A 16,419-nucleotide genomic window follows, 5' to 3' on the forward strand; every position below is an offset into this window, starting at 1 on the left:
TCAGAAATTTTCATTTAACATCCAAACAACCAAAAGTATGAAATTGCAGGCTTTTCGGAAAGAAAAATTCCCCCGTCCGGAGGGAAACAGCTTAACGATCCCTTTTAATTGGAAAAAAATAAAAAAACTGCTAATTATGAAGCTAGCGGTCCTGTTAATTATTGTCAGTACGGGAATATCGGCCAGCGCCCATTCCCAGACAGTGACGCTGAATGAGCGCAACCTGTCGCTTAAACGGATCTTTTCATTAATTGAAAAACAAACCGGCTATTCTTTCTGGTATGATGTTAACCTGCTGAAAGAAGCCAGGAAAGTAGACATCCGGGTAGACAAGGCCTCATTGCCGGAAGTGATGGAGCTGAGTTTAAAAGGGCAGCCATTTCATTACAGCATTGTGGACAATGTGATTGTTGTGAGCAGGAATGCCCCTGATCCGGCGGCCGCAGCACCGCTGCGGGTGGAGGTTTCCGGTAAGGTAACCGATGAAAACGGCGCGCCGCTGCCGGGCGTATCCATCCAGGTGAAAGGAACAAAACAAGGCGTGAGTACTGACGCAGGAGGAAATTTTTCTCTCAACGTGCCGGATAATTCTTCCCATACCCTTATTTTCTCTTTTATCGGGATGGTGACACAGGAAGTTCCGTTGAATGGTAATACAAAACTCAGGATTGTACTTAAAGCCGCTATCGAGCAAAAACAGGAAGTAGTGGTGATTGGTTACGGGTCCGTTAAGAAAAGAAATGTGACCGGTGCCGTATCTTCTGTAAAAACTGCCGAGTTGAATACAGCTGCTTCCACCAACGTGGTACAGGCGCTGGCCGGCCGCGCTGCGGGCGTATCTGCCATCCAGAGCAGCGGACAGCCAGGCGCCGGCGTCAACCTGCAGATAAGAAGTAATCCATCGTACGCTTCCCCCGGAGCATTGTACGTGGTGGATGGAGTTATCATTAACGATAACGCCACGGAACCTTCGTCAGACACGCGGTATGGCAACTCCGGCGTTGACCGGTCGCCACTCAATTTCATTAACCCCAATGATATTGAATCGATCGACTTCCTGAAAGACGCTTCGGCTACTTCGATCTATGGCGCCAGGGCCGGTGCCGGTGTGGTGCTCATCACCACCAAACAGGGTAAAGGAGATAAGCCGCATATTGAGTACAGCGGAAGCTACGCCTTCCAGGATATCATCAGGTTTTATGATATCCTGAATACGAAAGAATATATGGAGCAACGTAACAAAATAGGGCTGGAACAATGGATGCTGACTAACAAGGTTGCGCCTTATGGCAGCACCGACCCGGGCACCGTAACGCCGTATATTCCAAAGTACACACAAACACAAATAGATACCACTGCTTTATTACCCAGTGCAATAGATGCGATCACCCGGAAAGGCTATACCAAGCAGCATAATATTTCCCTCTCCGGCGCCAGCAATAAAACGCGTTACTATGTATCCGGCAATTACCTGGATCAGCAGGGCGTGCTGGAGCACTCTGCGTTTACGCGGTACAATGGAAGGATCAGTCTTGACCAGGGAGTTGGCGAAAACATAAAAGTGGGCGTAAACGTGATTGCTTCCGGTTCCAATGCCATCAATGCCAACGTGGGCACACAGGCAAATGAATATTCCGGCATGGTGCTATCCGCATTTTATTACCCGGCCAATATGCCCCTGAGAGATGCAGCGGGTAACTATCTCATCAACCCGGATTACCAGAACTCACCCAACCCGCTGTCTTTCCTGGATATTACAGATTACACCAAAAGCAGCCGCCTGCTTACTTCCGGCTACGCGGAATGGACAATTATCCCCGGCCTGAAAGCTAAAATGAATTACAGCTATGATCAGTCCTCCGGGAAGCGGTATGCCTATCTCCCTAAAACCTTCCTCTATGGTGCGCGCGCAGGCGGACAGGCATCTATCAACGAAAATAACTCTGTCTCCAAAATTTCAGAAGTTACGCTCAACTACAATAAAAGCTTCGGGGAAAAACACAATATCCAGGCGCTGGCCGGACATTCTTACCAGGTAAGTGATTGGGATGGTTTAGGACTTTATAACGACCGGTTCCCGACCGATAACTTCCTTTTTAATAACATCGGGTACGGTACCGCACCAAGACCCGGCGTAAGCTCTTACAGGAATCCTACCCGCATCTGGAAATCATATTTCGGCAGGATCATTTATGATTATGCAGATAAGTATATCCTGACCGCCAGCGTCAGAAGGGATGGCGCCTCCAACTTTGCACCCAATAAAAAGTGGGGTACATTCCCCGGCATTTCCGCCGCCTGGATCATCTCTGAAGAAAATTTCCTGAAAAACAATCTCCCGGTGATCAGCTTCCTGAAGTTAAGGGCAGGCTATGGTACCACTGGTAACAGTGACATCGGCGGCAGCGCATTCTCGTACTATACCGCCAACACCTCTTATGTGTTTGGAGGTACCAGTTTACCGGGTGTGTCTCTCAGCCAGCTGAGTAATGATAACCTGAGCTGGGAAACACAAAGGGATGTGAACGTAGGACTGGATTTCCAGTTATTCAGTAACAGGGTAGGAGGTTCATTCGACTATTTCAACAGAACGATTGTGGACTTGTTGCAAAACGTACCACTGACGTCAGACTTCCCTGTATCGAGCGTGGCGGGTAACGCTGGCGAAACACGCAGCCGTGGATGGGATGCAAGCCTGAATACAAAAAATATCATCAGCAAAACAGCGGGAGGTTTTAACTGGTCCACCACGATTAACCTGTCGCATTACTATAATTCCTGGGTGAAGAGATCTCCGGATGCGTTAAGATCGCTGGCAAAATATATTGCCCCTGATGGTCCGTTCAATGGGCTCTATCGTTATGTTAGTGATGGAATCTATAAAGGGGATAAAGCAGCTCCTGCCAGCATGCCGGGCATCCTGCCGGGCGGAATTATTGTGAAAGACCTGAACGGCTACGACGATGCAGGTAATCTTACCGGTAAACCCGATGGTAAAATTTCTTCTGCAGACCAGGTGCTGGTAGGCATCGACGGTCCACGCTACAGTTTTGGATTCAACAACAGTTTCAGCTATCAGAATTTTGACCTGAGCATTTTCATGTATGGTTTTATCCAGAAGAAATATAATTCTGACTATGCGTCTGCATTCAATACATATGCGCAGCTGGGGCAATTTGGCTGGAATGTATTGAGCATTGCCAAAGACAGGTGGTCGTACGATAATGTAAATGCGAAGTACCCCACGGGTCTCAATGATCCTTATGCCAGCTACGCCGCCAACTCCGACTATTGGCTGGAAAATGCCAGCTTCCTGAGATGCAGGGATATTACCCTGGGCTATACTTTCGGCGGGAAAATGATTGCGAAACAAAATGTATTGAGCGGCTTACGGATATATGCCAATGTTCAGAATCCTTTCATCATTACTTCTTACAAAGGAATTGATCCTGAATTGCAGAACTACCTGGCATATCCCATGTCGCGCTCTTACACTATTGGTCTGAATGCCAGGTTCTAGCCTCTTTATTCATTTTAAAAGGAACAGCAATGAAACGTCCAAATAACTACAGATACGCTTTACTGATAATTTTTCTTTTCTCCCTCGCCAGCTTTTCCTGTGAAAAGGGGCTGGAAGAAAAAACATACGACCGTTATTCTTCCTCCACCTTTTTTCTGAATGCCGAAGATGTAAAAGCGGCGGTTACCGGGATGTATGCCGGTATGCTCAATGCAGGATTTTACGGGGGAGGCTGGGGCGCCGCCAATGAAGGCTGGAATGCCCAGAGCAGCTTCACCACAGATGAACTGGTGTGTTCCTGGGGCTGGGACGGCTGGCGTAAATTTAACCAGCTGAATTTTTCGGAAGATTTTTCCCAGCTGTTAAATCATTACAACGGGCTGATGCCGGTGATTTCTGAAATAGCCATCGACATCGACAAAATACAAGGCGTGCAGATGGATGAAACCCTGAAAAGCAGGTATATCGCAGAGCTCAAGGCATTGCGCGCCCATTACTCCTGGATTCTCTATAATTGCTATGGCCCTGTGCCTATCCGCCTGGATGCGAAGGAAGCGGCAAATCCTTCAGCACAGCCTATTCCCCGGCCCGATGCCGCATGGATGGTAGCACAGATAGAAAAAGATTACAAGGAAGGATTTGAGGGATTACCCAAGGCCAGCGAACTGGCAGCCTCCGATTATGGCAGGTTTACAAAGGATATCTGTCTCATGGGCCTGATGAAATTATACCTGCATGAAAAGAACTGGGCATCGGTTATCAGTACCGGTAAACAGCTGCAAACATATGGTCATGGCCTGCAGAATAACTATAAGGATATTTTCACCTTCGCCAACAAAGGAAATATCCAGGAAGTAATCTTGGCTGTCCCGTGCAGGTTCGACGCATCGGTCAATAATAACCTCTGGCTGGCTATGTGTATGCCGGGTAACTACGTAGATCCCGAAGGACTTACCATTACGCAATGGGGCGGTTATAAGATGCCCTGGAAGGCCTACGACAAATTTGATCAGCAGGATAAACGCCTGAGCGTTTTGCTGGCCAAATGGCCTACTTCCGGCGGCGCCACATTCGACGCCCGTGCAAATAATTATATTGGCGCCATTCCCATGAAGTATGGTCCTGATCCCGGCGCTATCAGTGAAGCGCAGGGAACGGATATTATTGTGTGGAGATATGCGGATGTGTTGCTGATGCTGGCTGAAGCCATTAACGAAACCCAGGGCCCTGTGCAGGAAGCCTGTGACCTGGTGAACGCCGTGAGAACCCGCGCAGGTGTGGCCACCTATCTACCCGGACAATTTACAAAGGATAGCTTCAGGAAGAAAATCATGGATGAACGATTTTTTGAACTGTGGTGTGAAGGAAGCCGCCGGGAAGATATGATCCGGTGGGGAACCTTTGTACAGCATGCAAAAGATGAAGGCTCCATATTTGCCAAACCGGAATTTGTATTATACCCGTTGCCCCGGAAGGTAATCGACGAATCTAAAGGTGTTATCAAGCAAAATAATGGATACTAAAATTAAAGCAACGGATCTGGCCTGGGCCTGGTCCGTTGTTTTATTATTGCTCTGTGGCTGTGCAGGGAAGCAGCCGGATCACCGGCGCGATATCGCAAAAAAATATTGCGCTTCCTGTCATTCGTTTCCTGAACCGGCACTGCTGCCGGCGCATATCTGGACGGATGGCGTGTTGCCGGCGATGGGCGCCTTTGCGAATATTTATAAGGACCGCAGCGGCGAATATAAAATGCTGCCACCGGCATTGCAGCACCTGCGTGATCCGGCCATAGCGCCTATGAGAACATTTATTCCGCTGGACGACTGGAAAGAGATTGTGGCCTGGTACGCCGCATCGGCGCCGGCAGAAATTGCGCAGCCGGTATTTCCTGTTCATATGCCCGGCAATAACTTCCTGCTGAAATTACCGCCAAAGAAATCTGCGTCTTTTACTTCCTGCATTTATTATGATGAAAAAGTAAAGCTGCTGTTTCAATCAGATATGAATAAGCGTATCCTCCGTATTTTCGACCCGGCATTGCACCAGGTAGACAGTCTTGATAACAGCACAGTAGTGGATGTAGCGCCTGTGGGCGAAGGCCGTTACCTGCTCACGCACATAGGAAGTCTTAATCCCGGTGGAGTAGCGAGGAATGGGGCGGTGGAGGAAATTACTATCAGGCGCAATAAAATTATACAGCGGAAAATTTTATGCGACCAGCTTTACCGGCCGGTACAATCGCTCCTGCTGGATGATGAGCTGGTGGTATGCGAGTTTGGCTTTATGGAAGGGGGATTATCCCTATTTACAAAAGCCGGCAAGAAGGTGATCGTTAATTTTCCCGGTGCTGAAAAAATGTATATAGAGGATATTGATGGAGATGGTAAAAAAGATATCTGGGTCATGTTTGCGCAGGGAAATGAGGGCATCTTCCAGTTGCTCAACAAAGGAAATGATCACTTTGAAATAAAAGAGGTACTGCGATTTCCGCCTTCCTATGGCGCTACCTATTTCCAGCTGGCGGATATGGATGGCGATGGCAAGCGGGATATCATCTTTACCTGTGGGGATAATGCGGATCAGTCGCCCGTACTGAAGCCCTATCATGGCGTCTATATTTTCAGGAACATGGGCAATGCCTGGCGCCAGGTATTCTTCCAGCCGCTGTATGGCTGCTATAAGGCAGTGCCGGCGGATCTGGACCACGACGGTCGCCCCGACCTCGTTGCTATCAGCTTCTTCGCTGATTATGCGCAGCATCCCGACCTGGCGCTGACCTGCCTGCTGCAAAAAAAGGATGGACAGTTTGAATTACATACCGATAAACAGGTGGCTGGCATGGGCCGGTGGGTATGTATGGATGTTAAAGATTTTAATGGTGATGGCAAGCCGGATATCCTCGCCGGAAATATGGCCGCAAAGCCGGGGAATGATAAGTCTCTGATGAATTACTGGATGAATGGTCCTGAATTTATTATCTGGGAGAACCGGTATTAGATATGTTTATTCAATGCCTTATTCACGATGCGAAAAAACAGGTAGCAGCATAGGCCTCCAAGTACAGAGGCAATTTTAAAAGGTACATCTTTTTCCGCAATCAGGTGATGTCATTCTTTGACACGTCCTTATCCTTCCTGATATGTATATCCTGTTGGGGGAAAGGAATCGTAATACTTTCTTCTTTGAAGACCTCAAATATCTTTGCGATAAGATCGCTTCTTACAAGTATATATTCTTTAATATCCCTGATCCAGTAGATCATCTCTATTTCTATAGCACTGGATGCAAAATCTTTAAAGTACACGCCCTGCAAGGGGTAGGAGAGAATCCTTTCATCTCCTTTCAGGATGTCGAGTAATAGAGGTTTCACGGCGTTGATATCTGTGGCATAGGCAACGCCCACTACTAAATGGCATCGCCTGAAATTGTTGCCCATGGTCCAGTTGGTGAGATGCTGACTCAGCAGGTCGCCGTTGGGTATAATTAAATTGGCGCCGTCGATACTTTTGGCAACGCTGCTTCTGAAGCCGATTGATTTTATCGTGGCAATTTTTCCGTCGAACTCAATGATATCGCCTACTGTTACCGGTTTTTCAAAAGAGATGATCAAACCGCTTACCAGGTTATTTACTAAACCTTGCAGTCCTAATCCCACGCCTACGCCGAGTGCGCCGAGAACGATCACAAATTTATCGATCGGGATACCCGCGGCCGCAAAGGCCAATACGAGTCCGGCTGTGATGATAAAGATCCGGATAACCAACAGCCAGCTTCCGGGTGAAAACTTTTTCCGGGAATCGCCTGCCTGGTTGGGAACGTCATGTTCAGCTGCAAAGTAAGAGACAAGTCTTGACAGAAAAAAGGCGCATAACAGTACAAAAATGAAAATAGCAATGCCGGCGATGGAGTACTGGTAATCACCTATGGCCCGTTCCATCGTTACAAAATTATTGACCGAAACAGCATATCCCCTGAGATGGTAAAAATGCCTGGCGACTATCAAAATCCATCCCACAGCAAGTATAATATAGAAGATGGCCGGCGCCTGTTTTCCTACCCTGTTAAAATTCAGGTAGAATAATTGACGGCTGGGCTGTTTATACACGCTGGACGCCAGTACCAGGCCCTCGTTGATAAGCCGGATCACCCACAGGAAAACAATACCCATGATCAAACTCACATATCCGCTGATCATTAAAGCCTTTGCAACATTGAAGCGGCCCAGCAGGTTCAGTAAGGAGGAGCTGATTTCAAACAGGAGGAATATGACAACGAAGTACAGGATCTTCGGCTCTTTAAGCTCACTTTTCTTTTTATTCACCAGTAATGTAGTCATAAAGATACTTCCTCCTACAGATACTGCCAGCATGAAGTATCGCTCTGGCCGGGATGCCTGTAAAATCATGTTATCAATGCCTGCTAACACAAAAAGAAGGGTGGTGATTGCCCAGAACCGTTGCCAGTAAACGCTGATGTAGCTCCTGAAAACAATCCTCAAACTGATAGCCGCCGCCAGCCAAAGCGCAAAGTTGAAGATAAAGGGCGGTGATCTAAAGAGAAACTGGAAAAGGGAGAAGGTAATAAGAATGGCAGCAGCCAGTGGGTGAGCGATTATCAGGGTATCGGCATCAGCGCGTGATGACTCCTGTAATTGTGTTTTCAGGGAACGGAGAAAATACCACGAACCAACCAGCATCATAAACATGAAGCAGATCCTGATCAGATGATCTTCGGCATAAAACCGCAGCGTTATGATTTCTTTGGCGAGGGAGAACTTAATAATTTCCGAGGTAGGTCTGGAAAATATCGGGTCCTGCCAAATAAACGGGAACTCCTGCTGAAAAGATTGACTGGCGAGGTGAGTGCTATAGATCTCGATATCTTCCCTGGTGGAGTTGATATCAAACAAAAGCAGGTCTGTTTTCAGCTGCTGTTCTTCAATGATAGCGGCAATTTTATCCAGGGCACTGTCGAGAGGAACTATTTCCTTTGCCGTAACATACATGCGTTTGATATGCTTTATTACATCGGCGGAATCATCCGGAAGCGCGTAAAGTGACGGATCGGTGGAAAGCGAATCAATCTGGAAGTTCAGGGAGGCTATTTTGCCGGAATAGTTTTGCAGTAATTTCTTTTTATCCGTAACACGGGCACTTAATTCATCAAGTATGGAGGCTGATACATCCAGGTTGCGTTGTGTTTGATTAGTTCCCTTGTTAAAGAGAATACCATCTTTTACGATTTCCAGTGATTGTTTAACGCCGGCAATGAATTTATTAAAGGTTGTGGTGTCAATGCCTCTTTTCAGAAATATTTTCGCCTGGCGGTTGATACTTTGCATGTATTCCAGCGTGGCCCGTTGCCGGTTAATCATCTTTTCCTGCTCATACTTTTTGATGCTTTTTTCAGATTCTGTTACGCTCAGTTTTTTTAAAGTCTGAATCACGTTCTGCTTGGTGAAGGTTGTTGTATCAGCTTGTGCAGCCGATACAAAGGGTAATAACAGAAGTAATGACAGGAAGAAATATTTCATCAGCTATTAAAGTTAATACGGCCTGAAAAGCATCACGAAAACAGTAGATAATAATATTAATATAAGATTATTTTCCGGGATCTGTTTTCATAAATAACAAAATGCAAAGCAAGTTCAAAATAAAACGAAAATTTTGTAACTTCCTTACAAATAACCATTTCCATGAAGGCCGCGTCATCACCGGATACGTTAACCAGTTCGCATGCAGCCGCCAACCAGGCGGCAACCAACGGCATTGCGATGCCCGCGGTGGTAAACCGGGAGGCGGCGCCACAGGAGGAAATCCCCACTACAGAAGTACCGCTTAATGGAGAACTGACGGAACCATTGCTGATCGATATGGACGGCGATGGCGAAGATGAACTGCATACGCTGATCATGGACACCGCAGATGGGCAGTTGTGGCTGCATTCAGACAAAGAAACACTGGAACTTTTTCTAAGGCGGAAGCGCAGCAAACACGCCAGGCATATGACACCGGATATCGCTAAACTGCTGAACGATATTGAGGCGTTGGCCAAGAAGGTGCATGTGAATACCTATGGCACTACCAAGGCGACTGACAGAGTCAGTAAGAAGACCGGTTTACCAAAAAAATCTCAGCACGTGGCGGCCACAAAGGCGGAGCGCATTATCGCCGTAGGACAATTAAGAGAGATCGCCGGATTGCTAAAGCAGTTAAATGCGAAGTCGGCTGATGTGATGAAAAAGGTACGGCCACCATCTCATAAAGAAAAATCATCCGTTCATACAACGGTCGACGGGGATACTTTTTGTAAGGAAGTGGTGATGCACCCATTGAGCCTGTTGCCCAGGGATGACGGTGTGACGGGAAGTGCTCCTACGGGTGAATCAAAACTATTCACAGCGCTCAACAGGAAGATCACGTACATACGTGGTCATATGCTGAATGATCACCTGCATGGACCAGGTACCAATGATAACCTGGTTCCTATATCCACCCCGTTTAATAGTTTGATGAAAACAACGGTGGAGGCGAAAACCAAAGAAGCCGTGAATGCCAACAATAAAGTAGTGAGGTTTGAAGTGGAAACACTCGAATGGGGTGCATACAAAGGATTTTTTAAAGGCACTTTCCTGGAGGAGAACAAACTTCCCGCTAAGTTCAGATTTCTTGTTCAACAGCTGGAGCGGGATCCCACAAAAGATGGCAGTGAAATAAGTCACTGGAAACTGGCCGCTAAAAGCCCGGTATTCAGTGACACGCTGGTACATACCATACCAACCAGCAAAGAAACCAAGAGCGGAACAATGGCGCTGGTACCGGAAACATTTATACCAGGGTATTATTTTTCTGCTGCCGGAACATTAAAAGAAGTGCCACCGGATTATCATCTTTCAGGGAAATATTTTGTTAACGGATCCAGATTCGACTATCTTTTTGAACCGTTTGGGCTGGATAAAAGTACACTGTTTTCTAAGGAGTACGACCTGGAGATCACCACAGCATTTAAGATGCCGGCCGGTTATGAACTGATACCGATAGCTCAGAAGCCGATAGCATTTATTCATGATAATAATATACATTCCACGACAACACCAGAAGGCCAATCGTTTCTTATCGCCAAAAAAACAGAGCAGGCGGCTAATGAAGCAGCATATGCGGTGAAGATAGAAGAAGTAAGGAAAGCAAAGGAAGATGAGAAACTGGCACTGGAAAAGAAAAAGACACCCAAGCCGGAGTATAAAGTCAAAACCATGGCAGAACTTAAGAAAGAGCGCTGGTTACGGGAGCTGGGACCAGCGTTCAAAAGGGAAGTGGAGAAGTATACCCTGGAACTTAACCCCGAATTTGGGAAACGTTTTGAGGATAAACAAGGAGAAATACTGATTAAAACCCAGGAAGAATGGGAGAAAGACCCCCAACTTGGTGAAAAAACAATGGATATCCTGATGGCTCCACTGAAAACACAGATCGCAAGGGACAAAGAGGAGTTGCTGAAGGAACAAACAACGAGTGATTTTATGCAGGGGCTTTTGAATGAGTTAAATGCCACGATCAATTCGCGCTACCTGCCTGTTTTGAAGGAAGATTGGAAAAAAGAGAAGTTTAATAGAGAGGCAGGAGCTATCATCGAAGGCTATAAAAAATACTGGCGGGACCTGAAAGGAACATTAATTACAAGAAAACGGGAGGAGCTACTGGCTTCGGTCTATAAAAAACTCGATATGGCACTTGATCATGTGCAACGGTCAATACAGAAACGTAAATCTGAAACAGACCTGAAAACAGAGGAGACCGGCGACGAAAAGGACAAGAAGCCTAAAATCATCCCAGGACCATTTGTTCCTAATACCAATGTAACAACATCTCCGCAGCGGGATATACCTCGTTTCCAGCCGCAATCCCCGCCTCTTAGCGCACCAGCACTGACCGTTGCCGACCGGGAGACGGCCGACGAGCTGCTGGCGTTGGTAGCCAGCGTGGCGCATGTTGATCCGGCACTGCAACACCCGATGGGAATGTTAACAGAGAGCATCCAGGAGTTCCTCCGTGGACCCAATGCGCAAAGTTGGGAGAATGTGTACCGGATCCTGGAAAAATGTAAGTCAGTAAAAGGGGTGGAGCTTCACTTATTGGATTGGATCAGGATGTGGGAATCGATGAATATAAGATCGACCTGACACAGAACTTTTATCATCGGATATGGACCCTTTCATTCTTCATCAATATACGCCTGGAACTTTTTCTGAACATCCTCCGTAAAATAATAATAACCATACTCCTCGTTTGCCTCCACATAATCCTGCAAATGCATTTTATCAGCAGGTACGATTCCCTCTTTTATAATGGTAGAAACATGCGCTCCTTTTATACCATAGGCGATCCCGGTGTAAGAAATCAGGCTGATAAGTTCTTCAAATTCAAAACCCGTATGCTGGCTTCCGTCAATATTGTACACCGCCCAGTTGGCGCCGTTATGCACGGCGATGTATTGCGATTTGAGGTATTCTATTGCGGCGTATTCAGCTGCCAATAACCATTTGCTAAAATCACCGCAGATGAAGAATAAGCCGTCTTGATTATTGGCAGTAACCTTACAAAAGTTGAAAGACAGATGTTCAAGACGTTCGGGTAACTCCTTAATAATAGCCGTTATCGGCTCATCGGTAATTGGACGCAGATCTTCTATTACATCAAAATCGAAATCCAGCACCAGTCCCAGCGGGTATTTAAACAATCCCTGTTTATCATTCTTACTCACTAAATATGCGTGTCCCCAGCTTTCAATGATGCCGGTATAATCAGCCAGTAAAATTTCTCCACTGGAAGATAGTAAAACATTATGCGCCTGATATGGATGTTTTAAAACCTCGAATATAACAACCTCTCCATTAAAATTTTCAGCATGATAGATAGACCTCCCTTTAACAAAGGCAGGATCGAATTTGCCCAGGAAAACAAACTGACCGGAGAATATTAAATGGCTGCCGGCGCCTTCCTCTTCGATGGTGTAAAACGTTTCATCGTCGGAAACTTTAATTTCATGGTTATAATCAAAAGGCAGCATTACTTTGTCATCAGCATTTATTACCCCGTATTTTCCATCCAATCCGGCCGACCAGTAACTTCCCAAAGGCGTTAAGGAGGAGAGGTCATCATAACGCGGCGGGAGCTTGATGTTGCCGTTCGACTGTATCAGGCCATATTTGCCGTCCAGGTTCACTACTGCATATCCGCCGTCAAATCCATAGGCGTCGTTATAAACCGGCTGTACAACCATTTTCCCGGATTTATGGATATAGCCGTACTTCCCGTCTTTTGCCACCACGGCGAGCTCTTCTTCTTCATCGAAACCATAGAACTCGTCGTAAATCGCTTCCGCCAATATCTCCCCCTTCTTATCTTTTAATCCCCAAAGTCCGTTTTCTTCAAAAATAGCTGTATCCCCGGTATCTGCCTGTTCATAGATATACCTGAATCCATAATCATAACCAGGGTAATTCAGCAAGGACCTGAAATCGGAGAACCCCAGCATCACCCCGCCTGCAAATGCAGCAGGGGTTAAAAGCGAAATATCATCGGCGTCTATTGCGCGGGTGATGACATTGTTGTTATAGGCGATCACCGTCAACAGGTCATTGGCTTGCTGCTGATGACTTTCATCGCTCATGTTAAAAACGTCCCAGGCATCCACATGGATGTAAGGCTGACTTAAATTATCCAGGTACCGGAACATTTTTTCTTTGGCGACCGTAAAGTTTTCTATATCATCTATCAGTGCTGACTGGTGATTTTCGATGAAATTATAAAACCGTTTAATGTTTTGGATTCCCTTTTCTGCATTATAATAAAGACCAAAATTTTCCGGATCGGTATGCGTGTTATAAATGTTACCCGCCACAAAACCTTCGTCAATCAGCAGGGGCTGCAGCAGCAGTGGCACTTCGTATCCCCATTCCATTACCATTACATCGGTATCCTGAACAACAGCAGGGGAAGAAATATTATAGAGGTAAGCTCTGTGAGACATAATGAATAATTTCAGACGGAAGATAAATCAAATGCAGATAAAAAAATGCGCCCTGTATACATTTGTATACAGGGCGCAGAAAAGCACCATAACGTGCAAGGCTATATTTTTATTATGGTTTAAATTCGAGCCAGTCCAGTGTAAACAAATGCTGGTCCGGTTGCTGATCTTTGCTGAACACGAAGTAGAGATCATTTTTACCGGCAGGCGCTTCCACTGGTGCGGTTACTTCTATAAATTTATCCCAGTTGCCGGTGGCTTTGTATGCCAGCCTGCTGATCACTGGTCCGTTCACGCTGCCGGTATGAATTTCCAACACGGCATCCTTGTCGAGGGATGAATAACGGTAGATGACTTTATGAATACCTTTCAGATCAATATCCCTGAATACAAAGAACGATTTGTTATGAATAGCCCCCAGGTGATCAGATGAGCGGTCTATGTTGTTAACGGAGTCCGCATCCTCTCCCTGTACGCGGAGGGAGCGAAGGAGCAGCAGTCCGCTGCCGCTGAGCGGGGAGGCGTTGCCGCCGCCATCTGTATAGGTGGCTGCCAGTACATAGGTGCCATACTTTTCCTTACCCAGGTGATCCTTCAGCGCTACGGTGCCGGAGGCGGGCAAGCTGCCTGCCGCCTGTGGCGCGGACAGCGTAAGGATGTATTTTACAATTTGTCCGGCTTCATCAACAGACAGCTGCGGATGTGCCGCCATAGAGTGTTCTCCCCAAACGCCGCCACCGCCTTTGATGATCTTGGCAGCAAGATAGGCTGGTGCTTTAGGATCTTTCTCATAGCGTTTGGCTACCTGTGTAAAGGCCGGGCCAACGGAGGCTTTATCTACCTGGTGACATGCCTTGCAATCACTGCTTTCCATCAGCAACTTGCCGGGATGCGCCGGTACCGTGGTAATGAGCTGATGTCCTTTCTCTGCTTTCGCTTTGCTACGCGGAATGTAATGCAGACCAATCATCAGTTGCTCGTTATTGATGGCCGGATCTTCCTTATCCGTCACTGTAACGGCATAATGCAGCGGGCTGTTTTCAAAATAGAAGGTGGTGTTATCGGTGGTGCTGACCTTTACTTCCGGTACGGTGTTACCTACGCGGATGGTTAGGGTATCGGTGCTGCTGGCGCCTTCCGGATCCGTTATTTTCAGGATGGCATGATATACGCCATTCTTTTCATAAGTATGCACGGGAGCAGAGTCTGTTACCGCAGCGGTTTCATCGCCAAAGTGCCATTCGTATTTGAGTGCTTGTCCTTCATCAAAATCATAGCTCTTTTTGCTGCTGAAGTTTACTTTCATAGGGGCAGTGCCGGCGGTATCAGCAGTGGTAATAGCCGCTACCGGTGCGCGGTTGCCGCCGTTATAGGAAATGCGTACCAGTCGCGCATCGTCGTTGTCGATACCATATACAGAGCCGTACTCGAGTATGTACAGGTCGCCGCCTTTACCGATGGCCATGTCTATCGGGCGTCTGAAATCGCCGTTGGTTTTCATGAAAGGCTCCATCGATTTAAAGTTCTGCTGGCTGTCCAGTCGCACGGCATATACCCAGTTACGCATCCAGTCGTAAATAAATAAGGCATTATCATACCATGCAGGCAAACCGGTAGGGGAGGCAGTTGCTTCATTATAATGGAATACCGGTCCGGCCATTGCGCATCGGCCGCCGTTGCCCAGTTGCGGGAATGTGGCAGAGGAGTCGTATGGATACCAGATCATGGCCTTTTGTGCGGGTGGCAATACTTTCAGTCCGGAGTTATTAGGTGAATTGTTTACCGGCGCTTCTGCTTTGAAAGGTGCGCCGATGGTTTTGGTAGCAAAATCATATTGCGGGTATACTTTATTATCGCCTACTACAAATGGCCATCCGAAGTTGCCTGGTTTTTTTGCCTGGTTGATTTCGTCGTATCCGCGCGGGCCCTGGTCGCCGTCCTGGCCTGCATCCGGACCTACTTCACCCCAGTAAACAATGCCGGTGGCAGTGTCAACGGACATGCGGTAAGGGTTGCGGCAGCCCATCGCGTATATCTCAGGGCGTGTGCCGGCGGTGCCTTTAGGAAAGAGGTTACCGGCAGGAACGGTGTAGCTGCCGTCTGGTTCGGGATGGATACGCAGCACTTTTCCGCGGAGGTCGTTGGTGTTACCGGCGGAGCGTTCGGCATCAAAAGTAATGCGGCCGGGAATAGTGTCTATCGGCGCATAACCGTTGGAAGCGAAAGGCACCGTGTTATCGCCGGTGGAAATAAAGAGGTTGCCGTTGCGGTCCCAGTCGAGCGAACCGCCCGTGTGCGCGCTCACTTCCAGTTCCAGCGGGATGGTGAGCAATACCTTTTCGGAAGCTACCACCAGGGAGTCTTTGCCTTCCAGCGTAAAACGGGATACCTGTTGCGCTGCCGGGAGCTTATTGGGCGTATAGTAAAAATAGATGTAATGATTTTTGTCGAAGTCCGGATCAAGGGTAACACCCAGCAACCCGTTACCAAATCCTTCCTTCGTATCGGGAAGTACCGGGAATGTATATACGACTTTGGTGGCCTGTGTGGCCGGGTCGTAGTGATACAATTTACCGCTGCGTTCAATAAAATACACGCTGCCATTACCTGCCACTGCCAGTTCCATCGGCTCGTTGAGGTCGTTGGAAAGAATGGTTTTGGTAAAACGATTGTCTTCCGGGGCTTTGGTAGCCTTGCTTTTGGCAGGATGGTCGCCGCATCCCTGCATAATTAATGTCAATCCGACAATAAACAGGGCCGGAATTCTCTGCGTGCATAGCCTGAACAGTTCACTCATGTGATGTGATTATGGATTTGATTTGCGGGACACAAAATAATAGAATATTATTTTTTATTTCCTTAAAAAT

At 47.1% G+C, this 16,419-nt stretch carries 7 protein-coding genes; 4 read left to right on the forward strand and 3 right to left on the reverse strand.

Annotation, left to right across the window (positions count from 1 at the left end):
* Positions 1-136: 136 nt before the first annotated feature.
* From AB6805_RS14510 to AB6805_RS14520, 3 genes are read left to right on the forward strand one after another with little or no spacing between them, the layout of a single operon-like run.
* Complete coding sequence (locus AB6805_RS14510) at positions 137-3,520, forward strand: TonB-dependent receptor (protein WP_370910145.1); 3,384 nt, start codon at positions 137-139, stop codon at positions 3,518-3,520.
* A gap of 29 nt (positions 3,521-3,549) precedes the next feature.
* Complete coding sequence (locus tag AB6805_RS14515) at positions 3,550-5,043, forward strand: RagB/SusD family nutrient uptake outer membrane protein (RefSeq protein ID WP_370910146.1); 1,494 nt, start codon at positions 3,550-3,552, stop codon at positions 5,041-5,043.
* A complete protein-coding gene (locus tag AB6805_RS14520) occupies positions 5,033-6,520 on the forward strand; it encodes an FG-GAP repeat domain-containing protein (protein ID WP_370910147.1) in 1,488 nt (495 codons plus the stop codon). Before AB6805_RS14515 ends, AB6805_RS14520 begins: the two co-directional genes overlap by 11 nt.
* A 100-nt stretch (positions 6,521-6,620) precedes the next feature.
* Here the strand turns inward: AB6805_RS14520 and AB6805_RS14525 are convergent, their stop codons facing one another.
* Complete coding sequence (locus tag AB6805_RS14525; RefSeq protein WP_370910148.1) at positions 6,621-9,056, reverse strand: mechanosensitive ion channel family protein; 2,436 nt, start codon at positions 9,054-9,056, stop codon at positions 6,621-6,623.
* A 162-nt stretch (positions 9,057-9,218) separates the two neighbouring features.
* On the opposite strand from AB6805_RS14525, the gene AB6805_RS14530 reads away from it, so the two are divergent.
* Positions 9,219-11,702 (forward strand): hypothetical protein, encoded by a 2,484-nt coding sequence (locus AB6805_RS14530; RefSeq protein ID WP_370910149.1) that lies wholly within the window; start codon positions 9,219-9,221, stop codon positions 11,700-11,702.
* 32 nt (positions 11,703-11,734) lie between these two features.
* Here AB6805_RS14530 and AB6805_RS14535 read toward each other — a convergent pair whose 3' ends face one another.
* Together AB6805_RS14535 and AB6805_RS14540 are read right to left on the reverse strand one after the other, a co-directional pair.
* Positions 11,735-13,552 (reverse strand): WG repeat-containing protein, encoded by a 1,818-nt coding sequence (locus AB6805_RS14535; RefSeq protein WP_370910150.1) that lies wholly within the window; start codon positions 13,550-13,552, stop codon positions 11,735-11,737.
* A gap of 112 nt (positions 13,553-13,664) precedes the next feature.
* Entirely contained in the window at positions 13,665-16,349 is a 2,685-nt protein-coding gene (locus AB6805_RS14540) for a PQQ-dependent sugar dehydrogenase (protein WP_370910151.1), read from the reverse strand.
* Positions 16,350-16,419: the final 70 nt, after the last annotated feature.

Origin of the sequence: Chitinophaga sp. RCC_12 (assembly GCF_041360695.1) — a bacterium.
GTDB lineage: Bacteria > Bacteroidota > Bacteroidia > Chitinophagales > Chitinophagaceae > Chitinophaga.